The sequence below is a fragment of the Oerskovia turbata genome (assembly GCF_000718325.1).
GTDB lineage: Bacteria > Actinomycetota > Actinomycetes > Actinomycetales > Cellulomonadaceae > Oerskovia > Oerskovia turbata.
Genome location: NZ_JOFV01000002.1, coordinates 166,775 through 190,438 on the forward strand (window position 1 = coordinate 166,775; position 23,664 = coordinate 190,438).

General features: G+C 73.3%; 18 protein-coding genes. 9 read left to right on the plus strand and 9 right to left on the minus strand.

Annotated features, from left to right (window positions below; all coding sequences use genetic code 11):
- Nucleotides 1–83 precede the first annotated feature (83 nt).
- Genes IE95_RS0102270 through mtrA form a run of 3 tightly spaced genes read right to left on the minus strand, consistent with a single transcriptional unit; the run spans nucleotide 84 to nucleotide 4,290 of the window.
- On the minus strand, nucleotides 84–1,814 hold the full coding sequence (locus IE95_RS0102270; protein ID WP_084689718.1) for an LpqB family beta-propeller domain-containing protein: 1,731 nt from the start codon (nucleotides 1,812–1,814) through the stop codon (nucleotides 84–86).
- Complete coding sequence (gene mtrB / locus IE95_RS0102275; RefSeq protein WP_338068429.1) at nucleotides 1,811–3,610, minus strand: MtrAB system histidine kinase MtrB; 1,800 nt, start codon at nucleotides 3,608–3,610, stop codon at nucleotides 1,811–1,813. The genes IE95_RS0102270 and mtrB overlap by 4 nt, the downstream gene beginning before the upstream one ends.
- Nucleotides 3,607–4,290, minus strand: coding sequence for an MtrAB system response regulator MtrA (gene mtrA / locus IE95_RS0102280; protein WP_030150009.1), 684 nt, complete (start codon nucleotides 4,288–4,290; stop codon nucleotides 3,607–3,609). Before mtrA ends, mtrB begins: the two co-directional genes overlap by 4 nt.
- Nucleotides 4,291–4,507: 217 nt before the next feature.
- Between mtrA and IE95_RS0102285 the strand changes: the two genes are divergently transcribed.
- From IE95_RS0102285 to IE95_RS0102305, 5 genes are all read left to right on the plus strand, one after another.
- Nucleotides 4,508–5,830 (plus strand): glycerophosphoryl diester phosphodiesterase membrane domain-containing protein, encoded by a 1,323-nt coding sequence (locus IE95_RS0102285; protein ID WP_051702601.1) that lies wholly within the window; start codon nucleotides 4,508–4,510, stop codon nucleotides 5,828–5,830.
- Nucleotides 5,831–5,832: 2 nt separating this feature from the next.
- Entirely contained in the window at nucleotides 5,833–6,582 is a 750-nt protein-coding gene (locus tag IE95_RS0102290) for a DUF4129 domain-containing protein (RefSeq protein ID WP_240666298.1), read from the plus strand.
- Complete coding sequence (locus IE95_RS0102295; RefSeq protein WP_240666299.1) at nucleotides 6,579–7,838, plus strand: DUF4350 domain-containing protein; 1,260 nt, start codon at nucleotides 6,579–6,581, stop codon at nucleotides 7,836–7,838. Before IE95_RS0102290 ends, IE95_RS0102295 begins: the two co-directional genes overlap by 4 nt.
- A gap of 98 nt (nucleotides 7,839–7,936) precedes the next feature.
- On the plus strand, nucleotides 7,937–9,025 hold the full coding sequence (locus IE95_RS0102300; RefSeq protein WP_084689742.1) for an AAA family ATPase: 1,089 nt from the start codon (nucleotides 7,937–7,939) through the stop codon (nucleotides 9,023–9,025).
- A 24-nt stretch (nucleotides 9,026–9,049) separates the two neighbouring features.
- Nucleotides 9,050–10,342 (plus strand): DUF58 domain-containing protein, encoded by a 1,293-nt coding sequence (locus IE95_RS0102305; RefSeq protein ID WP_030150014.1) that lies wholly within the window; start codon nucleotides 9,050–9,052, stop codon nucleotides 10,340–10,342.
- 323 nt (nucleotides 10,343–10,665) lie between these two features.
- Here IE95_RS0102305 and IE95_RS0102315 read toward each other — a convergent pair whose 3' ends face one another.
- Nucleotides 10,666–11,655, minus strand: a complete 990-nt coding sequence (locus IE95_RS0102315; protein WP_030150015.1) for a stage II sporulation protein M — start codon at nucleotides 11,653–11,655, stop codon at nucleotides 10,666–10,668.
- A 116-nt stretch (nucleotides 11,656–11,771) separates the two neighbouring features.
- Between IE95_RS0102315 and IE95_RS0102320 the strand changes: the two genes are divergently transcribed.
- Complete coding sequence (locus tag IE95_RS0102320; protein WP_030150016.1) at nucleotides 11,772–12,593, plus strand: RDD family protein; 822 nt, start codon at nucleotides 11,772–11,774, stop codon at nucleotides 12,591–12,593.
- Here the strand turns inward: IE95_RS0102320 and IE95_RS0102325 are convergent.
- The 5 genes from IE95_RS0102325 to ahcY form a co-directional block, all read right to left on the minus strand.
- Nucleotides 12,505–13,866 (minus strand): acyltransferase family protein, encoded by a 1,362-nt coding sequence (locus tag IE95_RS0102325; RefSeq protein ID WP_084689719.1) that lies wholly within the window; start codon nucleotides 13,864–13,866, stop codon nucleotides 12,505–12,507. The genes IE95_RS0102320 and IE95_RS0102325 overlap by 89 nt on opposite strands.
- 143 nt (nucleotides 13,867–14,009) lie before the next feature.
- Nucleotides 14,010–14,669 (minus strand): response regulator transcription factor, encoded by a 660-nt coding sequence (locus tag IE95_RS0102330; RefSeq protein ID WP_030150018.1) that lies wholly within the window; start codon nucleotides 14,667–14,669, stop codon nucleotides 14,010–14,012.
- A gap of 80 nt (nucleotides 14,670–14,749) precedes the next feature.
- Complete coding sequence (locus tag IE95_RS0102335) at nucleotides 14,750–16,225, minus strand: sensor histidine kinase (protein WP_084689720.1); 1,476 nt, start codon at nucleotides 16,223–16,225, stop codon at nucleotides 14,750–14,752.
- A gap of 120 nt (nucleotides 16,226–16,345) precedes the next feature.
- Nucleotides 16,346–17,815 carry a hypothetical protein gene (locus tag IE95_RS0102340; RefSeq protein WP_084689721.1) on the minus strand — a complete coding sequence of 490 codons (1,470 nt, stop codon included), beginning with the start codon at nucleotides 17,813–17,815 and terminating at the stop codon, nucleotides 16,346–16,348.
- A 234-nt stretch (nucleotides 17,816–18,049) separates the two neighbouring features.
- Nucleotides 18,050–19,582: an adenosylhomocysteinase gene (gene ahcY, locus IE95_RS0102345; RefSeq protein WP_051702604.1), complete on the minus strand. Its 1,533-nt coding sequence runs from the start codon at nucleotides 19,580–19,582 to the stop codon at nucleotides 18,050–18,052.
- A 343-nt stretch (nucleotides 19,583–19,925) separates the two neighbouring features.
- Between ahcY and IE95_RS19380 the strand changes: the two genes are divergently transcribed.
- From IE95_RS19380 to IE95_RS0102360, 3 genes are all read left to right on the plus strand, one after another.
- Nucleotides 19,926–20,804, plus strand: a complete 879-nt coding sequence (locus IE95_RS19380; RefSeq protein WP_051702605.1) for a hypothetical protein — start codon at nucleotides 19,926–19,928, stop codon at nucleotides 20,802–20,804.
- 529 nt (nucleotides 20,805–21,333) lie between these two features.
- The gene (locus tag IE95_RS0102355) at nucleotides 21,334–22,743 is read left to right on the plus strand and encodes a quaternary amine ABC transporter ATP-binding protein (RefSeq protein ID WP_084689722.1); all 1,410 of its coding nucleotides are present in this window, start codon (nucleotides 21,334–21,336) and stop codon (nucleotides 22,741–22,743) included.
- The gene (locus tag IE95_RS0102360; RefSeq protein ID WP_030150024.1) at nucleotides 22,740–23,615 is read left to right on the plus strand and encodes an ABC transporter permease; all 876 of its coding nucleotides are present in this window, start codon (nucleotides 22,740–22,742) and stop codon (nucleotides 23,613–23,615) included. Before IE95_RS0102355 ends, IE95_RS0102360 begins: the two co-directional genes overlap by 4 nt.
- Nucleotides 23,616–23,664: the final 49 nt, after the last annotated feature.

A 23,664-nucleotide genomic window follows, 5' to 3' on the forward strand; every position in this document is an offset into this window, starting at 1 on the left:
GGGCACGCACCTGTGGGCGAGGGCGCCGTGCGGCGGCCTGTGCACGGCCTCCCACGCCCTCGCGCGGCGGGCCCGACCCGACCTCAGCCCGGGAACGCCGGCAGCGCGACGTCCTCGATCCGCTTCTCCCAGACGGCACCCGACCGGCTGCGCCCGAACAGCGTCCCGTCCTGGGTGAGGACCTGGACCGTCCGGTCGCCGTCCCCCGCGCTGATCGCCGTCGCCCCCGCCACCGGGGAGAGCCTCGTGGTCTCACCGCCGACCAGGACGAGATGGACCCCGGGTGCCGCCTCCATGTCGTCGGTGCCCAGCACCGCGAGCGTCGTCTCGTCGGCCCAGACGACCTGCGAGGCCGAGGTGAGGGGAGCCCCGACCCGGAACGGCTCCGAGAGCCCCGTCGGGACGTCCTTCTCGTCGCGCACGATCCCGGCGACCTCCACCCGGGTACCGACGCCGTCCGAGCTGACCACCGCGATCCGTGCCCCGTCGTGCGCGACACGGATCGACTGCACGGTGCGCCCGTCCAACCAGGGCGCCGCGACCGTGACGGGCTCGGCCGCCTCCGCGAGGTCCGCCCGGACGACCTGCAAGGTGCCCGACTGCACCCGGGGGCCGGACCACACCCCGCCGAACCGGTCGATGCTCGGAGCCAGGAGATCCTCCCCGGTCAGCAGCGGGACCTCCGGCAGGTTCTTGGTCGCGAGCCGGACGAGCCCGTCCGTGCCGTCGCGGACCACGAGCGGGCGCGCGTTGCTGCCCTGCGCCAGGGCGGTCGCGTTGGTCCCGGCGAGCGAGACCGCCGGGGACAACGAGCTCGCCTCGTCCCCGCCGCCGTCGAGCACCTTGACCTCACCCTGCGCAGCGACGACCTCGTTCCCCGCCGCCACGACCTTGGTCGGCACCGTCCCGCCCGTGGGGGTGCTCAGCAGGTCCTCCCCGCGATAGAGGTTCACGGTGAGCGGCAACGCGTCGAAGAGCGTCGCCTCGAGCTGGGCCTTGAGGAGCGCACGGTCCTCGGGCGGCGCGAGCGAGATCGTGTCCGTCAACCGGACCTCCGAGACGCCGCCCTCGCTGGGCACCGCGTCGATGCTCAGACGCGTCCCCTCGGGGACCACGGGCGCCGTCGCGCCCCTCAACCACTCGACCGGCCCGATCAGGACCTCCGACACGGCGCTCGTCTGCCACCCCCTGTTGGGGAACCATCGGTCGTCGGGGACGAGCACCTCACGATCGGCCGACGGGAAGTACAGGCGGGTCTGCCGGAAGGCCGCCTGGAAGCTGCTCTCGGAGAGCAGCAGCCCGTCCTCGGCCGTCTCGATCCGCCACTGCCCGTCACCCTGGCGGACCAGCCCGAACGACACCGGCACAGCCCCCTCCCCGCCGGGCACGTCCTCGGTGTAGACGCCACGCTTGTTCAGGGCCCCGACGACCGTCGCGCTGCCCGTCACCGTCACCTTCCCCGTCTTCACGGCCTCCTCGTCCACCGTCAGGTCGAGGTCGCCGTCGAAGACCAGGACCTGGGAGTCCCAGCTCCAGGCGTCGGCATCCGTGAGGAACTCCTGCGCGACGTCGAAGTCACCGGCCGGGCCGGCCGCCTGCGCCGTCAGGAAGCCCGACACGATCCGCACCGGGTCGTCACCCGCGACCGGGCCCCGCGCCCGCAGCCCCGGCGCGTTGAACCCCTGCACCACGTCGCTGCCGCGGATCACCGGGCCCGAGGTGGGGATCGACGCACAGCCGGACAGCACGAGGGCCACCGCGACGAGCACACCTCCCAGGGCCTTCACGGGTCTGCCAGGTCGTCGGGCGGTCATCGTGCCTGCTCCTCGTCGACGGACGTGCCGGGTCGTTCGGTGACGCCCACCTGGCGGACGAACGTGAGGTTCTCGTCGGGCAGCACCGGCAGGGCCGAGGGGCTCGTGGTCCCCTCCGTCGGGTCCTCGACCCGTTCGATCTGCCCCGTCGGCGGACGCAGACCGCGTCCTGGGGTCGGGTCCTCCGGCACCAGGGCGATCGGCGACGCCTCGAGCCGGATCCCGGCACGCAACGGGAGCGTGAGCCGGAACGCGGCCCCTCGTCCTGGGCGCCCCCACACCTCGAGCCACCCGCCGTGCAGGTGCGCGTCCTCGAGCGAGATCGCGAGACCGAGACCCGTCCCCCCGGTCGTTCGCGCGCGCGCCGGGTCGGCCCGCCAGAAGCGGTCGAACACGTGCAGCGCCTCCTCCTGGGTCATCCCCACCCCGTGGTCGCGGACCACCACCGCGACCGCGTAGCGGTCGTGGGCGACCGTGATCTCGACCGGCTTCTCCTCGGCGTGCTCGATCGCGTTGACCACGAGGTTGCGCACGATCCGCTCGACCCGACGAGGGTCCACGTCCGCGGTCACCGCCTCGTCCGGGAGGTGCACCGACATCCACACGCCCTTGCGCTCCGCGAGCGGCGCCGCGAGCTCGACGGCCGCGTTGACCACGTCCCGCACGTCGCGGCGCTCGGCGTCGAGCTGTGCAGCCCCCGCGTCGAACCGGCTGATCTCCAGCAGGTCCGCCAGGAGGTCCTCGAACCGGTCGAGCTGGGTCGCCAGGAGCTCGGCCGACCGCTTGGACGCCGGGTCGAAGTCGTCGCGCGAGGCGTGCAGGACCTCGCCCGCCATCCGGATCGTCGTGAGCGGCGTGCGCAGCTCGTGCGACACGTCAGACACGAAGCGGCGCTGCAGGAGCGAGAGCTCCTCCATCCGACCGATCTGGAGCTGCAGGCTCTCCGCCATCTCGTTGAACGAGCGGGCCAGCGTCGCGAGCTCGTCGTGCCCCTTGACGGGCAACCGTTCGTTGAGGTGCCCGTCGGCGAGCCGCTCCGCGACCCCTGCGGCGTTGCGGACCGGCTGGACGGCCTGGCGCGTCACGACCCAGGTGATGAGCCCCAGGATTCCCACGACGAACGCCGCACCCACGAGCAGCGTCCGTTGCAGGAACGAGAGGGTCTCCTGCTCGGGTGCGAGCGAGTACAGGAAGTACAGCTCGTAGACCCCGACGGTCGGCACCTGGACCTTCGACCCCACGAGCACCCCGGGATCCACGGGCGAGGCCGGGTCGGACGGGTCGCGCGGGATCGCGACCGACTGGAGCTCGCGACCGTCGCTCTCCAGGACCGCGTCGCGCAGCTCGCCCGAGACGAGGCTCGCGAGCTGGTTGTCGGTGCTCACGTCGTTGAGGCGCGACGGCGCCCCCTCGGGCCGCATGAGGAAGATCTTGCGGTCGGGGCTGCCGCTCGTGCGCAGGGTGTTGTGCACGTCGAGCAGGAGCGTCTGGATCTCCGAGTCCTTGGTCTTGGACACCGAGGCCGTGAACAGGCTCTGGGCCTGCTGGATCGAGTTGGCGCTCTCGACGTTGATCTGCTCGAGCCGCTGGTCGAACAACCCGTCCCGCATCGCGCTCGACAGGTACGCCCCGAGCGCCGCGACCGTGATGACCCCGACGACGAGCGCGGTCCCGACCACGCGCAGCTGCATCGACGACCGGGCCCGCCAGGTGAGACGGCCGACCACGGCGCGCACACGCCGTCGGGCACGACGGAACGACCGCCCCACCCGCGCGCGCAGCGACGGAGCGCTCACCCGCGCGCCGCGCCCGCCTTGTACCCGACGCCGCGCACGGTCAGGACGATCTCCGGGTTCTCCGGGTCGTGCTCGACCTTCGACCGCAGACGCTGCACGTGGACGTTGACCAGGCGCGTGTCCGCCGCGTGGCGGTAGCCCCAGACCTTCTCGAGGAGGACCTCGCGCGTGAAGACCTGCCAGGGCTTGCGGGCCAGCGCGACCAGGAGGTCGAACTCGAGGGGCGTGAGCGCGATGGGACGGCCGTCGCGCGTGACCCGGTGCCCGGTCACGTCGATCTCGACGTCGCCGATCGCGAGGTGCTCGGGGGCGGGCTCGTCCGAGCGGCGCAGGCGCGCGCGGATCCTCGCGACGAGCTCCTTGGGCTTGAACGGCTTCGAGATGTAGTCGTCCGCGCCGGACTCCAGGCCGAGCACGACGTCGACCGTGTCGCTCTTGGCCGTCAGCATGATGATGGGCACCCCCGACTCCGCACGGATCAGGCGGCACACCTCGGTGCCGTCCTTGCCGGGCAGCATGAGGTCCAGCAGGACGAGGTCCGGCTGGGTGCTGCGGAACGTCGCCAGGGCGAGGTCCCCGTCCGCACAGAACACCGGGTCGAACCCCTCGGACCGCAGCACGATGCCGATCATCTCGGCGAGAGCGGTGTCGTCGTCGACCACAAGCACACGTACCTTCATGGCCCCAGTTTGCCATCGACCGCGGGGGTGTCGGTCCGACCCACCGTGGGGCGGCCGGTGTTCACCCGAGGGGCCCGGCAGCCGCGCCGGCCCGTCCCCCGTACTAGGGTGGTCCGCTACCGGGCCGGACGCCGTCGTGGCGTCCTGCACGGCCTCACCAGGACGAGCCCTCGGGCCCGACAGAACCGAGCAGAACCGAGCGGGGACAGCAGAGCAGATGACGACGCCCGACGACGCCGGCACGCCAGCACCGGACGACACCCCGCGGTACGGCCAGCGCGCACCGCAGCCACCGGCGGGCCCGACGCCGCCCGGCGGCGCGACCCCCGCGCAGCCCGGCCGGTACGGCCCCCCGCCGCAGCCCGGCCAGCCCGCACCGACCCCGCCCACGTCGAACGCGTGGGGGCAGCCGCAGCACGGGCAGCCGAGCCAGCCCTCCGGCGAACCCGGCCAGCCCGGGCAGTACGGCCAGCCGGGCCAGTACGGTGCGCCGCAGTACGGGCAGTACGGGCAGCCCGGGCAGTACGGCACCCCGCAGTACAGCGGGCCCCAGCAGCCCGGCTACGGCCCGCCGTCCTTCGCGGGCAAGCCCTACGCGCCCCCCGCGAACAAGCCGGGGATCATCCCCCTGCGCCCGCTGAGCCTGGGCGAGGTGTTCGACGGCGCGTTCGGCGCGATCCGCGCCAACCCCAAGGTGATGCTCGGGATGAGCGCGACCGTGATCGCGGTCGCGACGGTCCTCGGGCTGGTCCTGGGCGTGCTGGTCAGCGGGATCTTCGCGCCCCAGATCGCCCAGATCGAGACCGAGCTCGGAGCCGACGCCACCGGCATCACGGAGATGTTCCCCCTGTTCGGGGCCTCGCTGGCGTCCTCGCTCGTGCTGAGCCTGGCCCTGCCCGTCGTCAACGGCATCCTCATCACGTCGGTGGGGCAGTCCGTGATCGGTCGCAAGGCGACCGCCGGGGAGGTCTGGGCGCAGGCCAGGTCGAGGGTGTGGCAGCTGCTGGGCTTCTCGATCCTGTGGTCGCTGGTGATCGGGATCGTCTGGTTCGGCTACCTCCTCCTGACCGTCCTCGCGTTCACCGCGGACGTCGGCCTGGGTGTCGCCGTCGCGCTCCTCGGCCTGCTCGCCGTCCTGGTCTTCATGGCCTGGTTCGGTGTCCGCACGCTGCTGGTCCCCCCGGCCATGGTCCTCGAGGGCCAGGGGTTCACCGCCGGGGTCAGGCGTGGCTGGACGGTCTCGCGCGGGTCCTTCTGGCGCCTGCTCGGGATCTACCTGCTGGCCTACGTCGCGGTCTCGGTCATCACGTCGCTCGTGGCGCAGCCGTTCGGGCTGGTCGGAGGCATGCTCTCGGTCTGGAGCATGTTCGCCATGTACGTGCTCGTGGCCGTGGGGTCGGTCGTCACCGGCGTCGTCAGCGCGGTGTTCCTCGCGGGCGTCGTGTCCCTGCTGTACATCGACGTGCGCATGCGTCGTGAAGGACTGGACGTCGAGCTCACGGCCGCGGCCGAAGAGCGCACGGGCCACGGCACGGCGTGACCGTGACGTCCACCGGGTCGCTCGCCGCCTGGCAGGGGGCCGGCTCGGCGCACCTCGGCCTGCCTCAGGGCGTCCGGTGGGACGTCCCGGTCACCCCCGACGCCGACACCGCACGGACGTGGTTGAAGGAAGAGCTCCTCGACCCCGTGTACGTGGACCAGCCCTCGCTCCTGATGCGGTTCCTCGACTGGTTGACCGGTCTCTTCAGCGACGTCCGCGTCCTCGACGTGAACCCCGTCGTGGCCTCGCTCGTGATCGTCGGGCTGGTCCTCGTCGTGGCGGCCATCGCCTACGTGGTCGCGGGCCCGGTCCGCCTGTCCCGCACGTCCCGCTCGTCGGTCGCGGTGTTCGACGACGACGAGCGCTCGGCCACCGAGCTCCGGGCCGCGGCCGACGCCGCCGCCTCGGCAGAGGACTGGCCGACCGCCGTCGTCGAGCGCTACCGCGCCGTCGTGCGCTCGCTCGAGGAGCGCGTGGTCCTGGACCCGCGCCCCGGCCGCACGGCCCACGAGGCCGCGGACGAGGCCGCCCTGCGACTGCCCACCCTCACCGACCGGCTCACGACCGGCGCACGCCTGTTCGACGACGTCCGGTACGGCAAGGTGGCGGTCGGCCCCGCGGCCGACCAGACGCTGCGTGAGCTCGACGCCGCGGCCCTCGCCACGACGCCGACGCCTCCCGCTCACCTGCTCGGCGGTCAGGAGCCCGGCTCCCCCGCCCTGGCACCCACCCCCTCCGGAGGCACCCGGTGACGACTGGCCTCGACGCACCCCCGCCCCCGGTCTCGGCGCCCGACACGTCCGCCGCGGCCGTCACCACGGCCTACGTCCCGGTGCGCGTGATGGGTGACGGCACCACGACCGGCTCCCGTGCCGCGCGTCGCTGGCGGGCTGCTCGCTGGCCGCTCGCCGTGCTGCTCCTGATCGCGGTCGTCGCGGGGCTCGCCGCGCTGTCCCGGCCGGCCGTCTCGAGCACACCGTTCGCCCCCGACAACGCCGGACCGAACGGCGCCCGGGCCCTCGCCCAGGTGCTGGGCGACCAGGGCGTCGACGTCGAGCACGTGACCACGACCGCGGACGCGGTCTCGCGCGCCGACGCCGGCACGACGCTCCTCGTGACCTCCGACCTCAACCTCCTGCCCGAGCAGGTCGACGCGATCCTGGCGACCGAGGCCGACCTGGTGCTCCTCGAACCCGGGTACGACCTGCTCGAGGGCGCGACCGACGGCGCGGCGACCCCGGGCGACGACTGGTCGTCGCCCGACGCCCTGCGCAGCCCGCAGTGCACCGACCCCGACGCGACCGCCGCCGAGGAGATCCGCAGCACGGGCTTCGGCCTCACCTCGACCGGCCCGGGGTCGGTCGTCTGCTTCCCCGGCGACGACAGCCCGCCCGACACCGGCGCCTACCTGGTCCACGAGGGCGACCGCCGCGTCGTCGCGCTCGACGACGCAGGACTGATCACCAACGCACGGATCGACCAGGACGGCAACGCGGCCCTCGCGCTGCGCTCGCTCGGCAGGCACGAGACCCTGACGTGGTTCGTCCCCGACCTCCTGGACACCTCGGCCACGGGCGACTCCGCCGTGGGGGCGGCCGCTCTTCCACCGTGGGTGCCGGTCGTCCTCGTCCAGCTCCTCGTGGTCGCCCTGTTCGCGGCGCTCTGGCGAGGTCGTCGCCTCGGGCCGCTCGTGACCGAGGACCTCCCGGTCGTCGTCCGCGCGGCGGAGACGACCCGCGGACGTGGCCGCCTGTACCGCCGGTCCCGCTCGCGCGGCCACGCAGCAGCAGGCCTGCGGGCGCACAGCGCCGACCGCATGGCCGCACGCCTGGGCCTGCCCCGGTCCGCAGCGGCCCCCGCGCTGATCGACGCGGTCGTCCGCGCCACGCACCGCCCGGCCGAGCAGGTCGCGCACCTCCTGTACGGCCCACCACCCGCCGACGACGCAGCGCTGCTCGAGCTCGCACGTCACCTTGACCAGTTGGAGAGCGAGGTCTTCCACCCGTGACGCACCACCCCGAGGGGTCGAACCCCTATCAGCAGCCCGCGGACCGCTACGCGCCGCCGCAGGCCCAGCCTGTCCAGCCGGAGCAGCCCGCACACCCGGTGCCGGCACACCACCAGGGCCAGGCCGAGCCGTCGGCGCAGCCGCCCGCGCACGGCACCCCCGTCGCTCCGGCGCCCACGGCCCCCGCCCCGCCCGCCGTCGCCGACGCACCCGCCCAGGCTGCGCCGTCGGGCCCCTCGCACGAGCTGCGCGCGGCCCTGGCCGCGGTGCGGACCGAGGTCGGCAAGGCCGTGGTCGGGCAGGACGCCGCGGTCACGAGCCTGCTCATCGCGATGCTCTGCAAGGGCCACGTGCTCCTCGAAGGCGTGCCCGGGGTCGCCAAGACGCTGCTCGTGCGCACGCTCGCGGCCTCGCTCGACCTGGACACCAAGCGCGTCCAGTTCACGCCCGACCTCATGCCGGGCGACGTCACGGGATCGCTCGTGTACGACGCGCGCACGGCCGAGTTCTCGTTCCGCGAGGGTCCCGTCTTCACGAACCTGCTGCTCGCCGACGAGATCAACCGCACGCCCCCCAAGACCCAGGCCTCGCTGCTCGAGGCCATGGAGGAGCGCCAGGTCTCGGTCGACGGGACGCCGCGCCCGCTGCCGGACCCGTTCCTCGTCATCGCGACGCAGAACCCCGTCGAGTACGAGGGCACCTACCCGCTGCCCGAGGCCCAGCTCGACCGCTTCCTGCTCAAGCTCGTCCTGCCGCTGCCCGAGCGCGACCAGGAGATCGAGGTCCTCGCCCGGCACGCCGCGGGCTTCAACCCGCGGGACCTCGCCGCGGCAGGCGTGCGGCCCGTCGCGGGCCGCGAGGTCCTGGACCGCGCACGCGCCGAGGTGGCCCAGGTGCAGGTGTCGCGCGAGGTCCTCGGCTACGCCGTGGACCTGTGCCGCGCCACCCGCCACTCGCCGTCGCTGTCGCTCGGCGTCTCGCCGCGAGGCGCCACGGCCCTGCTCGCGACGTCCCGTGCGTGGGCCTGGCTGTCGGGTCGCGGCTACGTCACGCCCGACGACGTCAAGGCCCTGGCCCACCCGACGCTGCGCCACCGCGTCCAGCTCCGGCCCGAGGCAGAGCTCGAGGGCGTGACCGCCGAGAGCGTGCTCGACACGGTGCTGGCCTCCGTGCCGGTCCCACGCTGAGCGCCGCGTGCCTGAAGGGATGACATGGCTCTGACGTGGCGCGCCGTCGCGCTGGCGGCCCTCGGCGTGGTGGCGGTCCTCGTGGTGCCCTCGTACGGCACGGTGCTGCTCTGGGCGCTCGTCGTGGTGGCCCTGTGCGCCCTCGACGTGACGCTCGCGGCCTCCCCGCGCCAGGTCGCCGTCGAGCGGCGCGTGCCGGGCTCGGTACGCCTCACGGGGCGGGCGACGTCGCAGCTCGTCGTGACGAACATGACCGGGCGGCGCCTGCGGGCCGTGGTGCGCGACGCATGGGCCCCCTCGGCGGGCGCGCACGGCAACCGGCACCCCGTCGACCTGCCCCCCGGGGAGTCGGCACGCCTGGTGACCGCTCTCGTCCCGACGCGGCGCGGTGACCGCGCCGCGGGCGCGGTCACGATCCGCTCCTCGGGACCGCTGGGCCTCGCGGCCCGCCAGGTCTCGCTCGAGGTCCCGGGGCGGCTGCGCGTGCTGCCCGAGTTCGCGTCGCGCCGCCACCTGCCGAGCCGGCTCGCGCGGCTGCGCGAGATGGACGGCCGCTCGGCCGTCCAGGTGCGCGGCGAGGGGACCGAGTTCGACTCGCTGCGCGAGTACGTGATCGGTGACGACGTCCGGTCGATCGACTGGCGAGCCTCGGCCCGCCGCGCGGACATGGTCGTGCGGACCTGGCGCCCCGAACGTGACCGCCGCGTCCTGATCGTCCTCGACACCTCCCGGACGTCCGCCGCGCGCATCGGCGACGAGCCACGCCTCGACGCGAGCATCGAGGCGGCGCTGCTGCTCTCGGCCCTCGCAGGGCGCGCGGGCGACCGCGTCGAGCTGTTCGCGTACGACCGCGGCGTCCGGGCCCGGGTCGCAGGGGCGGCAGGACCTCGGCTCATGCCCGCCCTGGCGGACGCGCTCGCCCCCGTCCAGCCCGCGCTGCTCGAGACCGACTGGCCGGGTCTCGTCGGCTCGGTGCACCAACGGCTCTCGCAGCGCGCGCTCGTCGTGCTGCTCACGACGCTCGACCCGGCCGCGGTCGAGACGGGCCTGCTGCCCGTCGTCGGTCAGCTCACGGCCAAGCACCAGGTGGTCGTCGCCTCGGTCGCGGACCCCGAGGTGGCGGCCCTGCGCGACGCCCGCGACTCGAGCGCCGACGTCTACGACGCCGCGGCCGCCGCGCGCGTCGAGCTCGAACGCACCGCGGTGCGGACCGTGCTGTCCCGCAAGGGGGTCGAGGTCGTCGAGGGGCTGCCCGACGAGCTCGCACCGCGGCTCGCCGACACGTACCTCGCGCTCAAGGCCGCGGGGCGCCTCTAGCGGTGTGCTGTCAGAACGAACGTGGCCTCAGGTCCACGCTCGTTCTGACAGCACACGTACCCGGTGCTCACCGCACCGTCACAACGGCCCGTCGAGACACCCCCACCCACCGCCTAGGCTGGTGCATGGAAACCCCCCGACTCCCGAGGAGCACCACCGTGACCCGACCGGCCACCCCGCGCGACCGCGAAGCCCGCAACCGACGGGTCGCGATCATCGTGATCTTCGCGTTGTCCGCGACCTTCGTCATCCCGGCGCTGGGCTTCCTCATCTTCTGACGGGCGCCTCTTCCGACGGCGCCATGCTGGACCGGCAGGGACGGGTCAGCCCGCGACCGGCGCGACGTCCCCCGCGAGGTCGGCCGAGAGGTCGCCCGTCTCCCCCGCCAGCACGGCCCGGCGACCGAGCACGATCGTGTAGACCCAGAAGGCCGCGAGCGCGATCGCGCCGATGACGATCTTGAGCCACCACGCCATGCCCGACCCGGTGACGAACCCTTCGATGAGGCCCGAGACGCCCAGGATGACCACGAGGCCGACGGCGACCGTGAAGAGCGCGCGCCCTTCCTCCGCCAGGGCCCGGAGTCGGGGCCGCGGCCCGGGGTCGACCATGGTCCAGAACAGGCGCAGCCCCGCGGCCCCCGCGACGAAGATCGCGGTGAGCTCGAGCAGGCCGTGCGGGGCGATGAGCGTGAGGAACGTGTCGAGCTCGCCGTAGTACGCCATCATGCCGCCCGTGGACCCGACGGCCACGGCGTTGGAGAACAGGACGTACGCCGGGAAGACACCCGAGATCCCCAGGGCGATGCACTGCGCGGCGATCCAGGCGTTGTTCGTCCAGACCACCGTCGCGAAGTCCGCACCCGGGTCGTAGTAGCTCGCGAAGGCCTCGTTGACGTAGGCCTCGCGCTCGCTGGGCGTGCCCATCGAGGCGAGCGCGTCGGGAGTCGTCGCGACCCACCAGCCCGCGACGACGGCGACGAGGAGGAACAGCGCCGTGACCGTCACGGTCCACCATCGGATCCGGTACAGCGCGGCCGGCACCGAGACGGTGGCGAAGCGGGTCACGTCGCGCCAGGCGGGCTCGTGCGCCCCCGCGAGACGTCCCCGCGCGCGCCCGAGGAGGTCGGAGAGCCGTGTGATGAGCACGGGGTCGGGGGCTGACGAGCGGATCGTCGACAGGTGGGTCGCGACCGACTGGTAGAGGCGGACGAGCTCGTCCGCCTCGGCGCCGTCGAGCGAGCGCTTCTTGGTCAGCTCGGCGAGGCGCGACCACTCGTCGCTGTGCACGGCGCTGAAGGCATCGAGGTCCACGCGGCTACCCTGCCACACCTTGCCCTACAGTGGGCCGGACCCCTCGTCGTCACCGGTCACCGTCCGGGTACGGCGACGATCCCTCGACCTGTGTCGACGACCCTGGAGGAGCACGCGTGCGAGACGGCATCCTGACCGGCGAGGGCGTGGTCCTCGACGCGCGACCGGCGTCCTTCGTGACGCGTGCCCTGGGGGCCGTGATCGACCTGGTCGCCCTCGGGACCTTCCTCGTGCTCGTTCTCTTCGCGGTGGCGGGTGCGGCGCTCAACGCCGTCAGCATCGACTTCGCGCCCGCGGTGTGGATCGTCCTCCTGGTCCTGGTCATGGTCGGCATCCCGACGACGGTCGAGACGCTCTCGAGAGGCCGCTCGCTCGGCAAGCTCGCGACGGGCATCCGGGTCGTGCGCGACGACGGCGGCCCCGTCCGCTTCCGTCACGCCTTCATCCGTGCGCTCGTGGGGGTGGGCGAGCTGTGGATGACGTTCGGCTCGGTCGCGATCGTCGCGTCGCTGTCGAACGACAAGGGCAAGCGGGTCGGGGACATGCTGGCGGGGACGTACGCGATCCGGGTGCGCGGCGGGAAGCCGACGTACGCGGCGATCGCGATGCCTCCCCATCTGGCGGGGTGGGCGGCGCACGCCGACATGCGCAGGCTCCCGGACGGCCTGGCCCTCGCGGTCCGCCAGTTCCTCGGGCGGGCCGCCGGGCTCAACCCGGCCTCGCGCGTCCGGATCGGTCAGGACCTCGCGGGCCGGATCGAGCGGTTCGTGGCGCCGGGCCCGCCGCCCGGGACGCCCCCCGAGGACTTCCTGTGCGCGGTCCTCGCCGAGCGGCGCAGCCGGGACTGGGTCAGCGCCCAGCGGGGACGCGTGCTCGCGCAGGAGCAGGGCGAGATGCTGCACCGCCTGCCGTACTCGGTGCCCGACCCCCGGAGCTGACGGGCACGCCCCGTGCCCCCGCCCGGCGCGGGGTCCCCGCCTCGAAGCGCCCGAACGCGAGCACGAGCGCACCGAGCACGAGCGCGGCCGCCCCGAACCACAGGGGCCGGCTCGCCCACCAGTCGGCGCTCCACGACGCGGGCAGCGGGGTGCCGAGTCCCAGCAGGACCACGCCGAGCACCACGAACATCGCGGTCAGGTGCCACAGGTACAGCGTCATGGACCGCCCGGCGACCCACCCCACGAGGGCCGCGCCACGCCCCTGCGCCCAGCGCACGACGACGTCACGCACCGCGAGCGCCACGCTCACCTGGAGCACGGCATGGGTCACGGCGAGCGCAGTGGGCGGCCCGAGGTTGGAGATCGCGTCGCCCGGCATCCCGATGAGGCTCAGCGGGTAGGGGCCGACGACGACGAGGCCCGCCATCGCCGCGAGCGCGCCGGTGGCCACGAGGGCGAGCGTGCGCCGGGAGGGCAGCGCGTCACGCCGGACGAGGTCGACGTAGGCGATCCCCAGGACGTAGGGCACGGCCCAGCCGAGCAGGACGTTCGCGACGGCCACGTGCTCGACGCCCGCCGCGAAGCGCAGCAGGTCCACGACGAACGGCGCGGCGACGACGACCGCGACCGTGCGCCATCCCCACGCCCGGTACGCCCGCAGCAGGGCCGGGGTGACCGCGAGCAGCAGCAGGTACACCCCGAGGAACCACAGGAGCTGTGGCGCGATCCGGGCGACCTGCAGCACGGCCGTCTCCGGCACGCCTGCGGCGACCAGCGCGACGGCCGCCACGGCCCACGCACCGACGAAGGCCGCGACCGGCTTCCAGATGCGCGGCATCCGGCGCCGCACGACGTCCCAGCCGGCCGCGACGAGGCCTTGCGCGGCGCCCCGGCGACCTTCCCCGGGGAGGCGAGCGGCGCCGTCGGGCCTGCTCGCCGTGCCCGGGCGCCAGAGCTGGTAGGCCGCCGACGCCCCGGCCGCGAGGAACAGCAGCGGCAGGACCTGCAGGACCCACGTGAGCGTCCACGCCCCGCCGTGGGCCAGGGCGTTGCCGATCCCGAGGCGCTCGCCGTCCCACGTGACCTCGGGCATGAGCCAGTGGACGCTCAGGACCGCGAGGGTCGCGAGCGCGCGCACGGCGTCGACGAACACGTCGCGCCGGGTGGGGGCAGCGGCGAGGGCCCGACGGCGGGGCGCCGGCTCCCGGCGTCGGGCAGGGAGGGCAGGACGGGCAGGGCGGGCAGGAAGGCGAGGGACGTCGACGACGGCCACGGGATGCTCCTCGGGACGGAGGGAAGAGGTTCCCCACCAGTCTCGAAACTCCCGGTACGTCCCGGAATGGGAGCCTCCCCCGATGCCCCTGCGGCCGTCCGGTCACGTCCGCGGGGGATGTCCCCCCACAGGTGCCGAACCGCTCAGTCCCGCAGGTACCTGAGCACCGCGAGCACCCGGCGGTGGTCCCCCGCGTCCTGCGGCAGGCCGAGCTTGCCGAAGATCGCCGTGACGTTCTTCTCCACGGCCCCGTAGGACAGGAACAAGTTCTCCGCGATGGCGGTGTTCGAGCGCCCCTGCGCCATGAGCCCGAGCACCTCGCGCTCGCGCGGCGTGAGGCGCGCCAGGCCGTCGTCCGAGCGTGAGGCGCCCATGAGCTGGCTCACGACCTCGGGGTCGAGCACGGTCTGCCCCGCGGCGATGCGCGTCAGGGCGTCGAGGAACTCGCTCACGTCCGCGACACGGTCCTTGAGGAGGTACCCGACCCCCTCGGCCCCGCCCGTGAGCAGCTCGCTCACGAACCGCGTCTCGACGTACTGCGAGAACAGCAGCACCCCCAGCCCCGGCGACGCGGCGCGCAGCGTGAGCGCCGCGCGCAGGCCCTCGTCGGTGAACGTCGGGGGCATGCGGATGTCGATGATGACGACGTCGGGCAGCTCGCCGAGCATGGCCAGGCGCGCGACCTGCGCGACGAGCGCGTCGCCGTCGCCCACGGCCGCGACGACCTCGTGGCCACGACGGGTGAGCAGGGCGACGAGCCCGTCGCGCAGGATGACGGAGTCCTCGGCGATCACGAGCCGCACGGTGGTACCTCTTCTGTGTCGATGGGTCGGCCCGGGCGCCTCGGTCGAGACGTCCGGGCCGCTCCGCGGGTGGGGGCCGGCTACACCCTGCTCGGCAGGACGACCGTGACCACGGTAGGCCCACCGACCGGGCTCACGAGGTCCAACGTGCCGTCGACCGAACGCACCCGCTCCTCGAGGCCCGCGAGCCCCGACCGGTGGCCGCGCGCGTCAGGCGTCGAGATGCGCGCCCCGCCCTGCCCGTCGTCACGCACGCGCAGACGCAGGCGCGATCCCTGCTCCTCGACGAGCACGTAGACGCCCGAGGCGCGCGCGTGCTTGGCGGCGTTCGTCACGAGCTCGGCGACGCAGAAGTAGGCGATCGTCTCCACAGCGGGCGAGGGCGCGATGCCCGGGTCGACGTCGACCGTCACGGGCAGCGGGGACCTGGCCGCGAGCGTCTCGAGGGCCACGGCCAGGCCGTTGTCGAGCGCGGGCGGGTGGATGCCCCGGGCGAGCTCGCGGAGCTCGACGAGCGCCTCCTTGGTCGACGCGTGCGCGTTGTCGACGAGCTCGAGAGCCTCGGACGAGTCGCCGCCCGCCGCGAGCTGCTCCTTGGCCTCACCGAGCTGCATCGCGACCGCGACGAGCCGGGCCTGCGTGCCGTCGTGCAGGTCCCGCTCGATGCGGCGCAGCTTGGCGTCCGCGTCCTCGACGGTCTTGCCGCGGGACTCCTCGAGGGCGGCGACCCGCAGGCACGCCCGGGTGGGGCCGAGCAGGTTGACCGACAGGAGCCGGAAGAGCTGCGCGAACCCGCGCACGAGCTGGGGCCACAGCCACCACATCGCGATGCCCACGGCCGCGAGCGCCGACTGGCGCAGCGGGGTGTCGACGTACCAGTCGGTCCCCATCTGCGCGCCGCGGTGCCACGTGCCGTCCGCGGCCATCTGCGCGGGCAGGAACTGCGACCAGAACCAGTGCGTCGCGGCCCCCAGCGACACGAGGAAGAACGTCACGGACACGACGAACGCGACGAGCGCCAGGAAGAAGCTCACGAACATGAACGTCATGGCCCGCCACCCGGGGCCGTCCGACAGGTTCGACCAGAGCATGCGCCAGAACCCGCGGCGCGGCATGTGCGGCGTGGGGGCCAGCACGTCGACCGACAGCATCGAGCGCGCCATCGAGCGGTACATACCGCCCCAGCCGCGCGCCCCGAGGACCAGGCCGCCCGAGACCACGAGCCCCACGACCGTCACGAGGATCCCCGCCGTGAAGCTCACCGTGAACATCACGTACGTGAACGCGAAGGGCGCGACGAGCAGCGACAGCCACAGGTAGCCGAACTCGCGCCAGGTCTGGCGCGCGAAGGGCGCGGCCAGGAAGCCGACGGGCTCGCGCAGGTCCACGTACCGCGGGTCGAGCCCGGTGGGGGCGTGCCGCAGGTCGCCGGCGGGTTCGGCCGGCCGGGGCCCGACGGACAGGACCGGCTCAGCGGGCGGCGCCGACCCGGGCGCGAGGGCGCCGTCGGGCGCGGCGTCGCCGAGCGGCGGCTGAGGGGATGTCACAGCAGACATGGTGGCAGGACTCCTGGGTCTGGTTCGAGCGGTACCACCAGTCTTGCCGATGGTGCCCGCGCGCCCAGGGTGCGCTCCGCCGTCGTGCAGGGGGGATGTCCCCCCCTTCTCGTGGCGCGCTCAGCGCCCGACGGGCGTCCCGGCCTCCTGCGACGCGGGCCCCTTCTGCCCCGCGGAGCCTTCCTGCTCCGTGGAGCCCTCCTGCCCGACGGCGCCGCCCGGGTCCGGCGGCCCGCTCGCCGTCACCGCGCCGCGAGCAGGCGCGGACACCACCTGGATCGCGACCACGAGGACCGCCGCGACCAGCGCGATGACCAGGATCGTGCTGCCGCTCGGGTAGCGCGAGAACACCAGGACCATCAAGGCCCCTGCCAGGACCAGGGCGATCAGGGGCCAGCGCAACCGCGCGACCCAGACCTCGAACGGATGGGGCGCGCGACCGCTGTCGCCCGCATGCCCGCGACTGGCAGCGCGCACGAGCCAGTTGAACCCGCCGCGGACCGCGACCGCCGACCGGCTGGGGCCCGTGAGGTACGCGGCGAGCACGACGACCACACCGAACGCGAACACCGCGCGCAGCGACGTGCGCAGCGGGACCAGCACCGCGTCGATCAGCGCCGTCGCTGCCGAGGGTGACAGGGCGTCCGACGGTACGGCACCCAGGTACACCGACCGGCCGACCGTGATCGCGACCGCGAGGATCGCCATCGCCACGACGTACGTGACGCCCGCGAGGATCACCGCCCGACGACGACGCCCGGGCGGTGCCGCCCACACCGCGCCGGCCGCGACCAGGAGCGAGAGCCACGGCAGGACGTTCGCCGCCTTGCTCAGGGCAGCCACCGCACGCTGCGCCGTCACGACGTCGTCCGACGTGAACAGCACGAACTGCGGGTTGATCGACGGCAGGTTCTCGACGAACGTGAAACCCCGAGCCGAGAGCCGCTCCGTGACCTCCTCGATCATGGGCCCGAGCGAGAGCGTGACCTGACCGTCCGCGTCGGCCGTGACCGCCGTGTCGCCCTCTCCCGTGAGGACCGACACGAGGTTCCTGTGCGCCTGGCGGTTCGCGACGATCCACAGCTCCTCGAACGTCGGCGACGTGACCATGCGGTCCACGGTCGAACGCACGAACGACTCGCCCTGGCTCGCGAGGAGGGGGGCGAGGCCCTCCACCTGGGGAGGCAGACGGTCGACGTTCTGCGTGAGCGTCGCGAGCGCCTGCGTGGTCAAGGTCTCCAGATCGATCCGCTCGAGGATCGCGTCCGAGACCTTGGTGCTGATCTCGGCCTGGATCGCAGGGTCCGAGCCCAGCGGGGTCACGGTCGCGACGTAGTGGTCCGTGTCGAGGATCTCGCCGCGCACGTACCGGGCGACGACCGAGCCCAGCATGAGGACTCCCGCGAGCACCAGGAGCACCGCGACGGCGGTCCAGCGGAGCCACCCGCCACGGCGGGGCGCCGCGGCGACGACCGGCCCGGAGGGCGGGGCGGCGCGCTCGGCACGCAGGCGCCGGACCTCCGCCCGCAGGGCCTCGAGCTCTGCTCGTTCGGAGTCGCTGATCGTGGGCCCGCTCGGGATCGTCGCCATCGTCTTCTCCTGTCGGCGCGCTGCTGGGACCATCCTTGCGCAGGAGTGCCGAAAGCGCCCACGGTGACGCCCCGGACCGCCGAGGGTGACGCACGAGACCCCCGAGGGTGACGTGCCCACCCGCCGAGGGCGACGCAACGCCGCGCCCAGGGTGACCGCACGCGAAAGGCCGGGCTCCTCCCGGAACCCGGCCCTCCGCCGTCGGGCCCCCTGCTCAGGGGCGCACACGACCGCTCAGTAGCGGTAGTGCTCCGGCTTGTACGGCCCCTCGACAGGGATGCCGAGGTAGTCCGCCTGGCTCGTCGAGAGCTCGGTCAGGCGCACGCCCAGCGCGTCGAGGTGCAGGCGCGCGACCTTCTCGTCGAGGACCTTGGGCAGACGGTAGACCTGGCGCTCGTACGTGCGCTCGCCCTCCGGGCGCTTGCTGTCCTCGAAGAGCTCGATCTGCCCGATGACCTGGTTCGAGAACGAGTTGCTCATGACGAACGACGGGTGCCCCGTCGCGTTGCCCAGGTTCAGCAGACGCCCCTCGGACAGGACGATGATCGAGCACGGCTCCTCGCCGCCCGCGGCCGGGAACGTCCACTCGTGGACCTGCGGCTTGATCTCCGTGCGCGTGACGCCGGGGATCCGAGCAAGCCCCGCCATGTCGATCTCGTTGTCGAAGTGGCCGATGTTCCCGACGATCGCCTTGTTCTTCATCGCGGCCATGTGCTCGGCCGTGACGACGTCCTTGTTGCCCGTGGTCGTGATGAAGAAGTCGGCCTCGTCCAGGACGTCCTCGATGCGCGCGACCTGGAACCCGTCCATCGCGGCCTGCAACGCGCAGATCGGGTCGACCTCGGACACGATGACGCGCGCGCCCTGGCCGCGGAACGCCTCGGCAGCGCCCTTGCCCACGTCGCCGTAGCCCGCGACGAACGCGACCTTGCCACCCATGAGGACGTCGGTCGCACGGTTGATGCCGTCTGGCAGCGAGTGGCGGATGCCGTACTTGTTGTCGAACTTCGACTTGGTCACCGAGTCGTTGACGTTGATCGCCGGGAACAGCAGCTCGCCCGACTCGGCGAGCTGGTACAGGCGGTGCACGCCCGTGGTCGTCTCCTCCGTCACGCCGAGCAGCTGCTCCGCGATGCCCGTCCAGCGCAGCGGGTCGGCCGCGAGCGCCCGGCGCAGGACCGAACGCACGACGTTCATCTCGTGCGTGTGGTCGGGCTCGCCCGGCAGGGTGTCCGGGGGGACCGTGCCGAGGCGCTCGTACTGGAGCCCCAGGTGGACGAGCATGGTCGCGTCGCCGCCGTCGTCGAGGATGAGGTTCGCCCCCTCGGCGCCGTTGCCGCCCGGCCACAGCAGGATCTGCTCGGTGCAGTCCCAGTACTCCTCGAGGCTCTCGCCCTTCCAGGCGAAGACCGGGACGCCCTGAGGGTCCTCGGGAGTGCCGTGCGGCCCGACGACGATCGCCGCGGCGGCCTCGTCCTGCGTCGAGAAGATGTTGCAGCTGGCCCAGCGCACCTGCGCACCGAGCGCGACGAGGGTCTCGATGAGGACGGCCGTCTGGACGGTCATGTGGAGCGAGCCCGCGATGCGCGCACCTGCGAGCGGCTGCGACGCACCGAACTCGGCCCGCAGCGCCATGAGCCCGGGCATCTCGTGCTCGGCGAGGCGGATCTGGTGGCGGCCGGCCTCGGCGAGGGACAGGTCACGGACCTTGTATCGGCCGGGGACCTCGTCGAACGAGGCCTGAGCGGCGGGCGTGGCAGAAGACATGGTGCTCCGAACGACGGTTCTGACGGTGTCGCTCCAGACTACCGGGGGCGGCTCGCCGCGCGCCGAGGGTGACCACCGTGACCACCGACGGCGACGCCGGCAGGCACCGACGGCGACGGGTACGACCGCCGAGGGCGACGCGGGAGGGCGCCGAGGGCGACGCTCCCGAGATGCCGGCCCGCGACGGCGCACCAGGTGCGAGAGGAAGATCGCGCACCGACCTGCAGCGACCCGTGGCTCCCGTAGGAGATACCCCGTGCACAACCGGTCTCCACGGATCGTCGTCCACAGCCGGCCTCGCGTCCCGCACGCCACGGCGACAGCGTTGGGCACGATCCCCGTCATGCGAAGCATCGACGACCACGGCCAGCTCCTCCTGCGTTCGACCGACGTCCCGGACCTCGTCCCGGCGCGTCGGGGCGGCCCGCTCCTGCAACGCGTCGCCCGGGACGTCCTCGCGCCGGCGCAGCACTCACTCACCTATGGCGACCGGGTCCGCGCGGCCCGGCTCACGCTGCCGCCGGACGCCGTCCTGTGCGGCACGACGGCCGCGTGGATCCACGGTGTGGACCAGCTGGGCGCTGCGCACCCGGTCGAGGTCGGTGCCCAGCACGGCCGGCGGGTCCGGTCGGTCGACGGCCGTACCTCTCGCGGCCGTTCGTTCCACCCCGCCGACGTGCAGGACTCCGCGTGGGGACTCGTCACGACACCCGCTCGTACGGCGTACGACCTCGCCCGCGACCCTGTGCTCCTGCGGTCCGTCCCACGGCTGGACGCGCTCGTGCGGGTGACGCCCCTGGCCGTCGCCGACGTCTGGCCCGTCGTCGAACGCAACCCGGGAGCCCGCTGGATCACGATGGTCCCCCGGGCGTTCGACCTCGTGGACGCCGGTGCGGAGTCCGTGCGGGAGTCGATGCTTCGCGTCCTCCTCGCACTGGAGGGCTTTCCACGTCTCGTCGCGCAGCACGAGCTCCACGACCTGGCGGGGGCGTTCGTGGCGCGGCTCGACCTGGCGAACCCTGAGCTCCGCGTCGGCGTCGAGTACGACGGCGCGTACCACCTCGATACCGACCAGGCGGTGAGGGACCGGGTGCGCCGTGAGCGGGTGCGAGCGAACGGGTGGGGACTGCTGGTCGTCGACAACACGCTCTTCACTCAGCGTGGGGCGCTGTTCGCGGCGGTGGCTGCGCTCTTCGCGCAGGCGCAGCGCGCACGCTGGTGACGCCGGCACCCTGCCCGCCCGACGGCGCCGCTCACCGTCACCCTCGGCGCACCGGAGCATCACCCTCGGCGGGCGCGGACGTCACCCTCGGCGTCCTCGCCAGATCAACAGTTCGCGCCCGCGCGCGATAGCAAATCTGCTTGACCAGATCAACGTCACGAAGCAATAACGATCCCGTGAATGGTCAAAACCGCGCGCTTTCAACGATTGCCGGGTCAAGCATCTCCCTCGAAACGGCCATGCACACCGGCCACTCGGTAGCAATTCGCTCTGGGATCGGGCAGGGTGCTGGAGACAGATCGACCTGTCCGCGACCGGCTCACGCCGGCAGCACGACAGGTCAGCGCCCGCTGCGCCTCGCGGCGGCCACCCACCCGGGTGGCCCCCGGCAGCGGGCCTCGATCCGGTGGACCGTGACGCGCCTCGCGGCGCTGAGCGCACCGGGAGGTCGCAGCCAGGTCACCCTGGCGCCCTCCGCGGAGCGTTCCGGACCCGCCACGACACCTGGAAGGTGGCGAGACCCGCCAGCATGACCGCCAGCAGCACCAGCACCGAGCCATCCGCCTCGGCCGCGTCCGTCCCCGTCGAGACCGAGCCCTTCCCAGGCGCTCACGGCGCCGCCCCCCTGCCCGACGACCGCCCCGTGGCCGTGAGCGTCCAGGGGGTCTACAAGGTCTTCGGCCGCCGCCCGCAGGAGGCGGTCCGTCGCCTCAAGGACGGTGCGAGCCGCGCCGACGTCAAGGCCCTGGGCACGGCCGCCGTCATCGACGCGAGCTTCGACGTCAGGCAGGGCGAGATCTTCGTCGTCATGGGCCTGTCCGGATCGGGCAAGTCGACGCTCATCCGCATGCTCAACGGCCTGTGGAAGCCCACGGCAGGCCACGTCCTCCTGGGCGAGGACGACCTCGCGACCGTGAACGCCAAGCAGCTGCGGGCCCTGCGTCGCAGCCGCGTGAGCATGGTGTTCCAGCACTTCGCCCTGCTCCCCCACCGCACGGTCCTGGACAACGCGGCCTACCCGCTCGAGATCCAGGGCATGGGCAAGGCCGAGCGCCGCGAGAAGGCGCAGCAGGCGCTCGACCTCGTGGGCCTCGGCGGCTGGCAGGACTCGCTGCCGTCCCAGCTCTCGGGCGGCATGCGCCAGCGCGTGGGGCTCGCCCGCGCGCTCGCCGCGGACACCGACGTGCTGCTCATGGACGAGGCGTTCTCCGCGCTCGACCCGCTCATCCGGCGCGAGATGCAGGAGCAGCTCCTCGACCTGCAGCAGACGCTCGGCAAGACCATCGTCTTCATCACGCACGACCTCAACGAGGCCATGCACCTGGGCGACCGGATCGCGGTCATGCGCGACGGCCGCACGGTCCAGATCGGCACGGCCGAGGAGATCCTGTCGGATCCCGCGAACGACTACGTCGCGCAGTTCGTCGCCGACGTGGACCGCACGCGCGTCCTGACCGCCTCGTCGGTCATGGTTCGCCCCACGGCGGTCGTCCCGCTCGGCGGTGGCCCGCGCGTCGCGAGCCGCACGATGCGCGAGGCGCAGGTGTCGGCGGCCTACGTCGTCGACCGTCAGCGTGTCCTGCGGGGCGTCGTCCGTGACGCGGACGCGGTCGCGCTGCTCAAGTCGAGCGGCGACCACGCCACGAGCATCGAGTCGATCGTGCACGACGGCGTCGCTCCCGTGAGCGTCGACACCCCCCTCGCGGAGCTCTTCGCCCCGGCGGCCGAGTCGCCCCTGCCCGTCGCCGTGACGGACGACAAGAACCGCCTGGTCGGGGTCATCCCTCGCGTGACCCTCCTCGAAGCCATGGTGCCGCCCACGCTCGACGAGCCCGACGCCGTCGGGCGCGCGGAGAACGAGGGCGACGGGGCCGTCGACGCGGCCGAAGGCGCGACCGCCCCGCTCGACGCCCCCACGACGGAAGGAGCGCGAGCGTGAGCACCACCGACACCTTCGTCCCCCGCCTGCCCCTCGGTGACTGGGTCGACGTCTTCGTCACCTGGCTCATCGCGTCGTTCAAGCCGTTCTTCGCGGTCGTCAAGGACGTCCTGCTGACCTGCTACGACGCGCTCACAGCGGTTCTCCAGGGGCCGCCGTTCATCGTCGTCGCGCTCGTCCTGGCCGCCTTGGCGTTCTTCGCCAAGGGGTGGAAGCTCGCGGTCACGACCCTGGTCGGGTTCGTCGTCATCGCGAGCGTCGACCAGTGGGACAACGCGATGGCGACCCTGGGCCTCGTGCTCGTGGCCAGCGTGATCGCGCTCGCCATCGGCATCCCCCTGGGCATCTGGGCCGCACGGAACGACACGGTCTCGCGCGTCGTGCGCCCTGTGCTCGACTTCATGCAGACCATGCCCGGGTTCGTCTACCTCATCCCCATGGTCATGATCTTCCTCACGGGCGCCGTCCCCGGCATCGTCGCGACCGTGGTGTTCGCCCTCGCCCCCGGCGTCCGCTTCACCGAGCTGGGCATCCGGCAGGTGGACAAGGAGGTCGTCGAGGCCGGCCACGCGTTCGGCTCGTCCCCTCGCCGCATCCTGCGCCAGATCCAGCTGCCCCTCGCGATGCCGACCATCATGGCGGGCGTCAACCAGGTCATCATGCTCTCGCTCTCGATGGTCGTGCTCGCCGGCCTGGTCGGAGCGGGTGGCCTCGGAGGCGACGTCGTCGCGGCACTCCAGCGCATCAACATCTCGCTCGGTTTCGAGGCGGGCCTGTCCGTGGTGATCCTCGCGGTCTTCCTCGACCGCGTGACCTCTGCTCTCAGCACCCGTTCGCCCGTCGCCAAGGCCCTCGCGGCCACCGCGGTCTGAGGCGCTGCGGCCGGGCGGCACCTGCTGCCCGGCCGCACCTCCCGGGGTC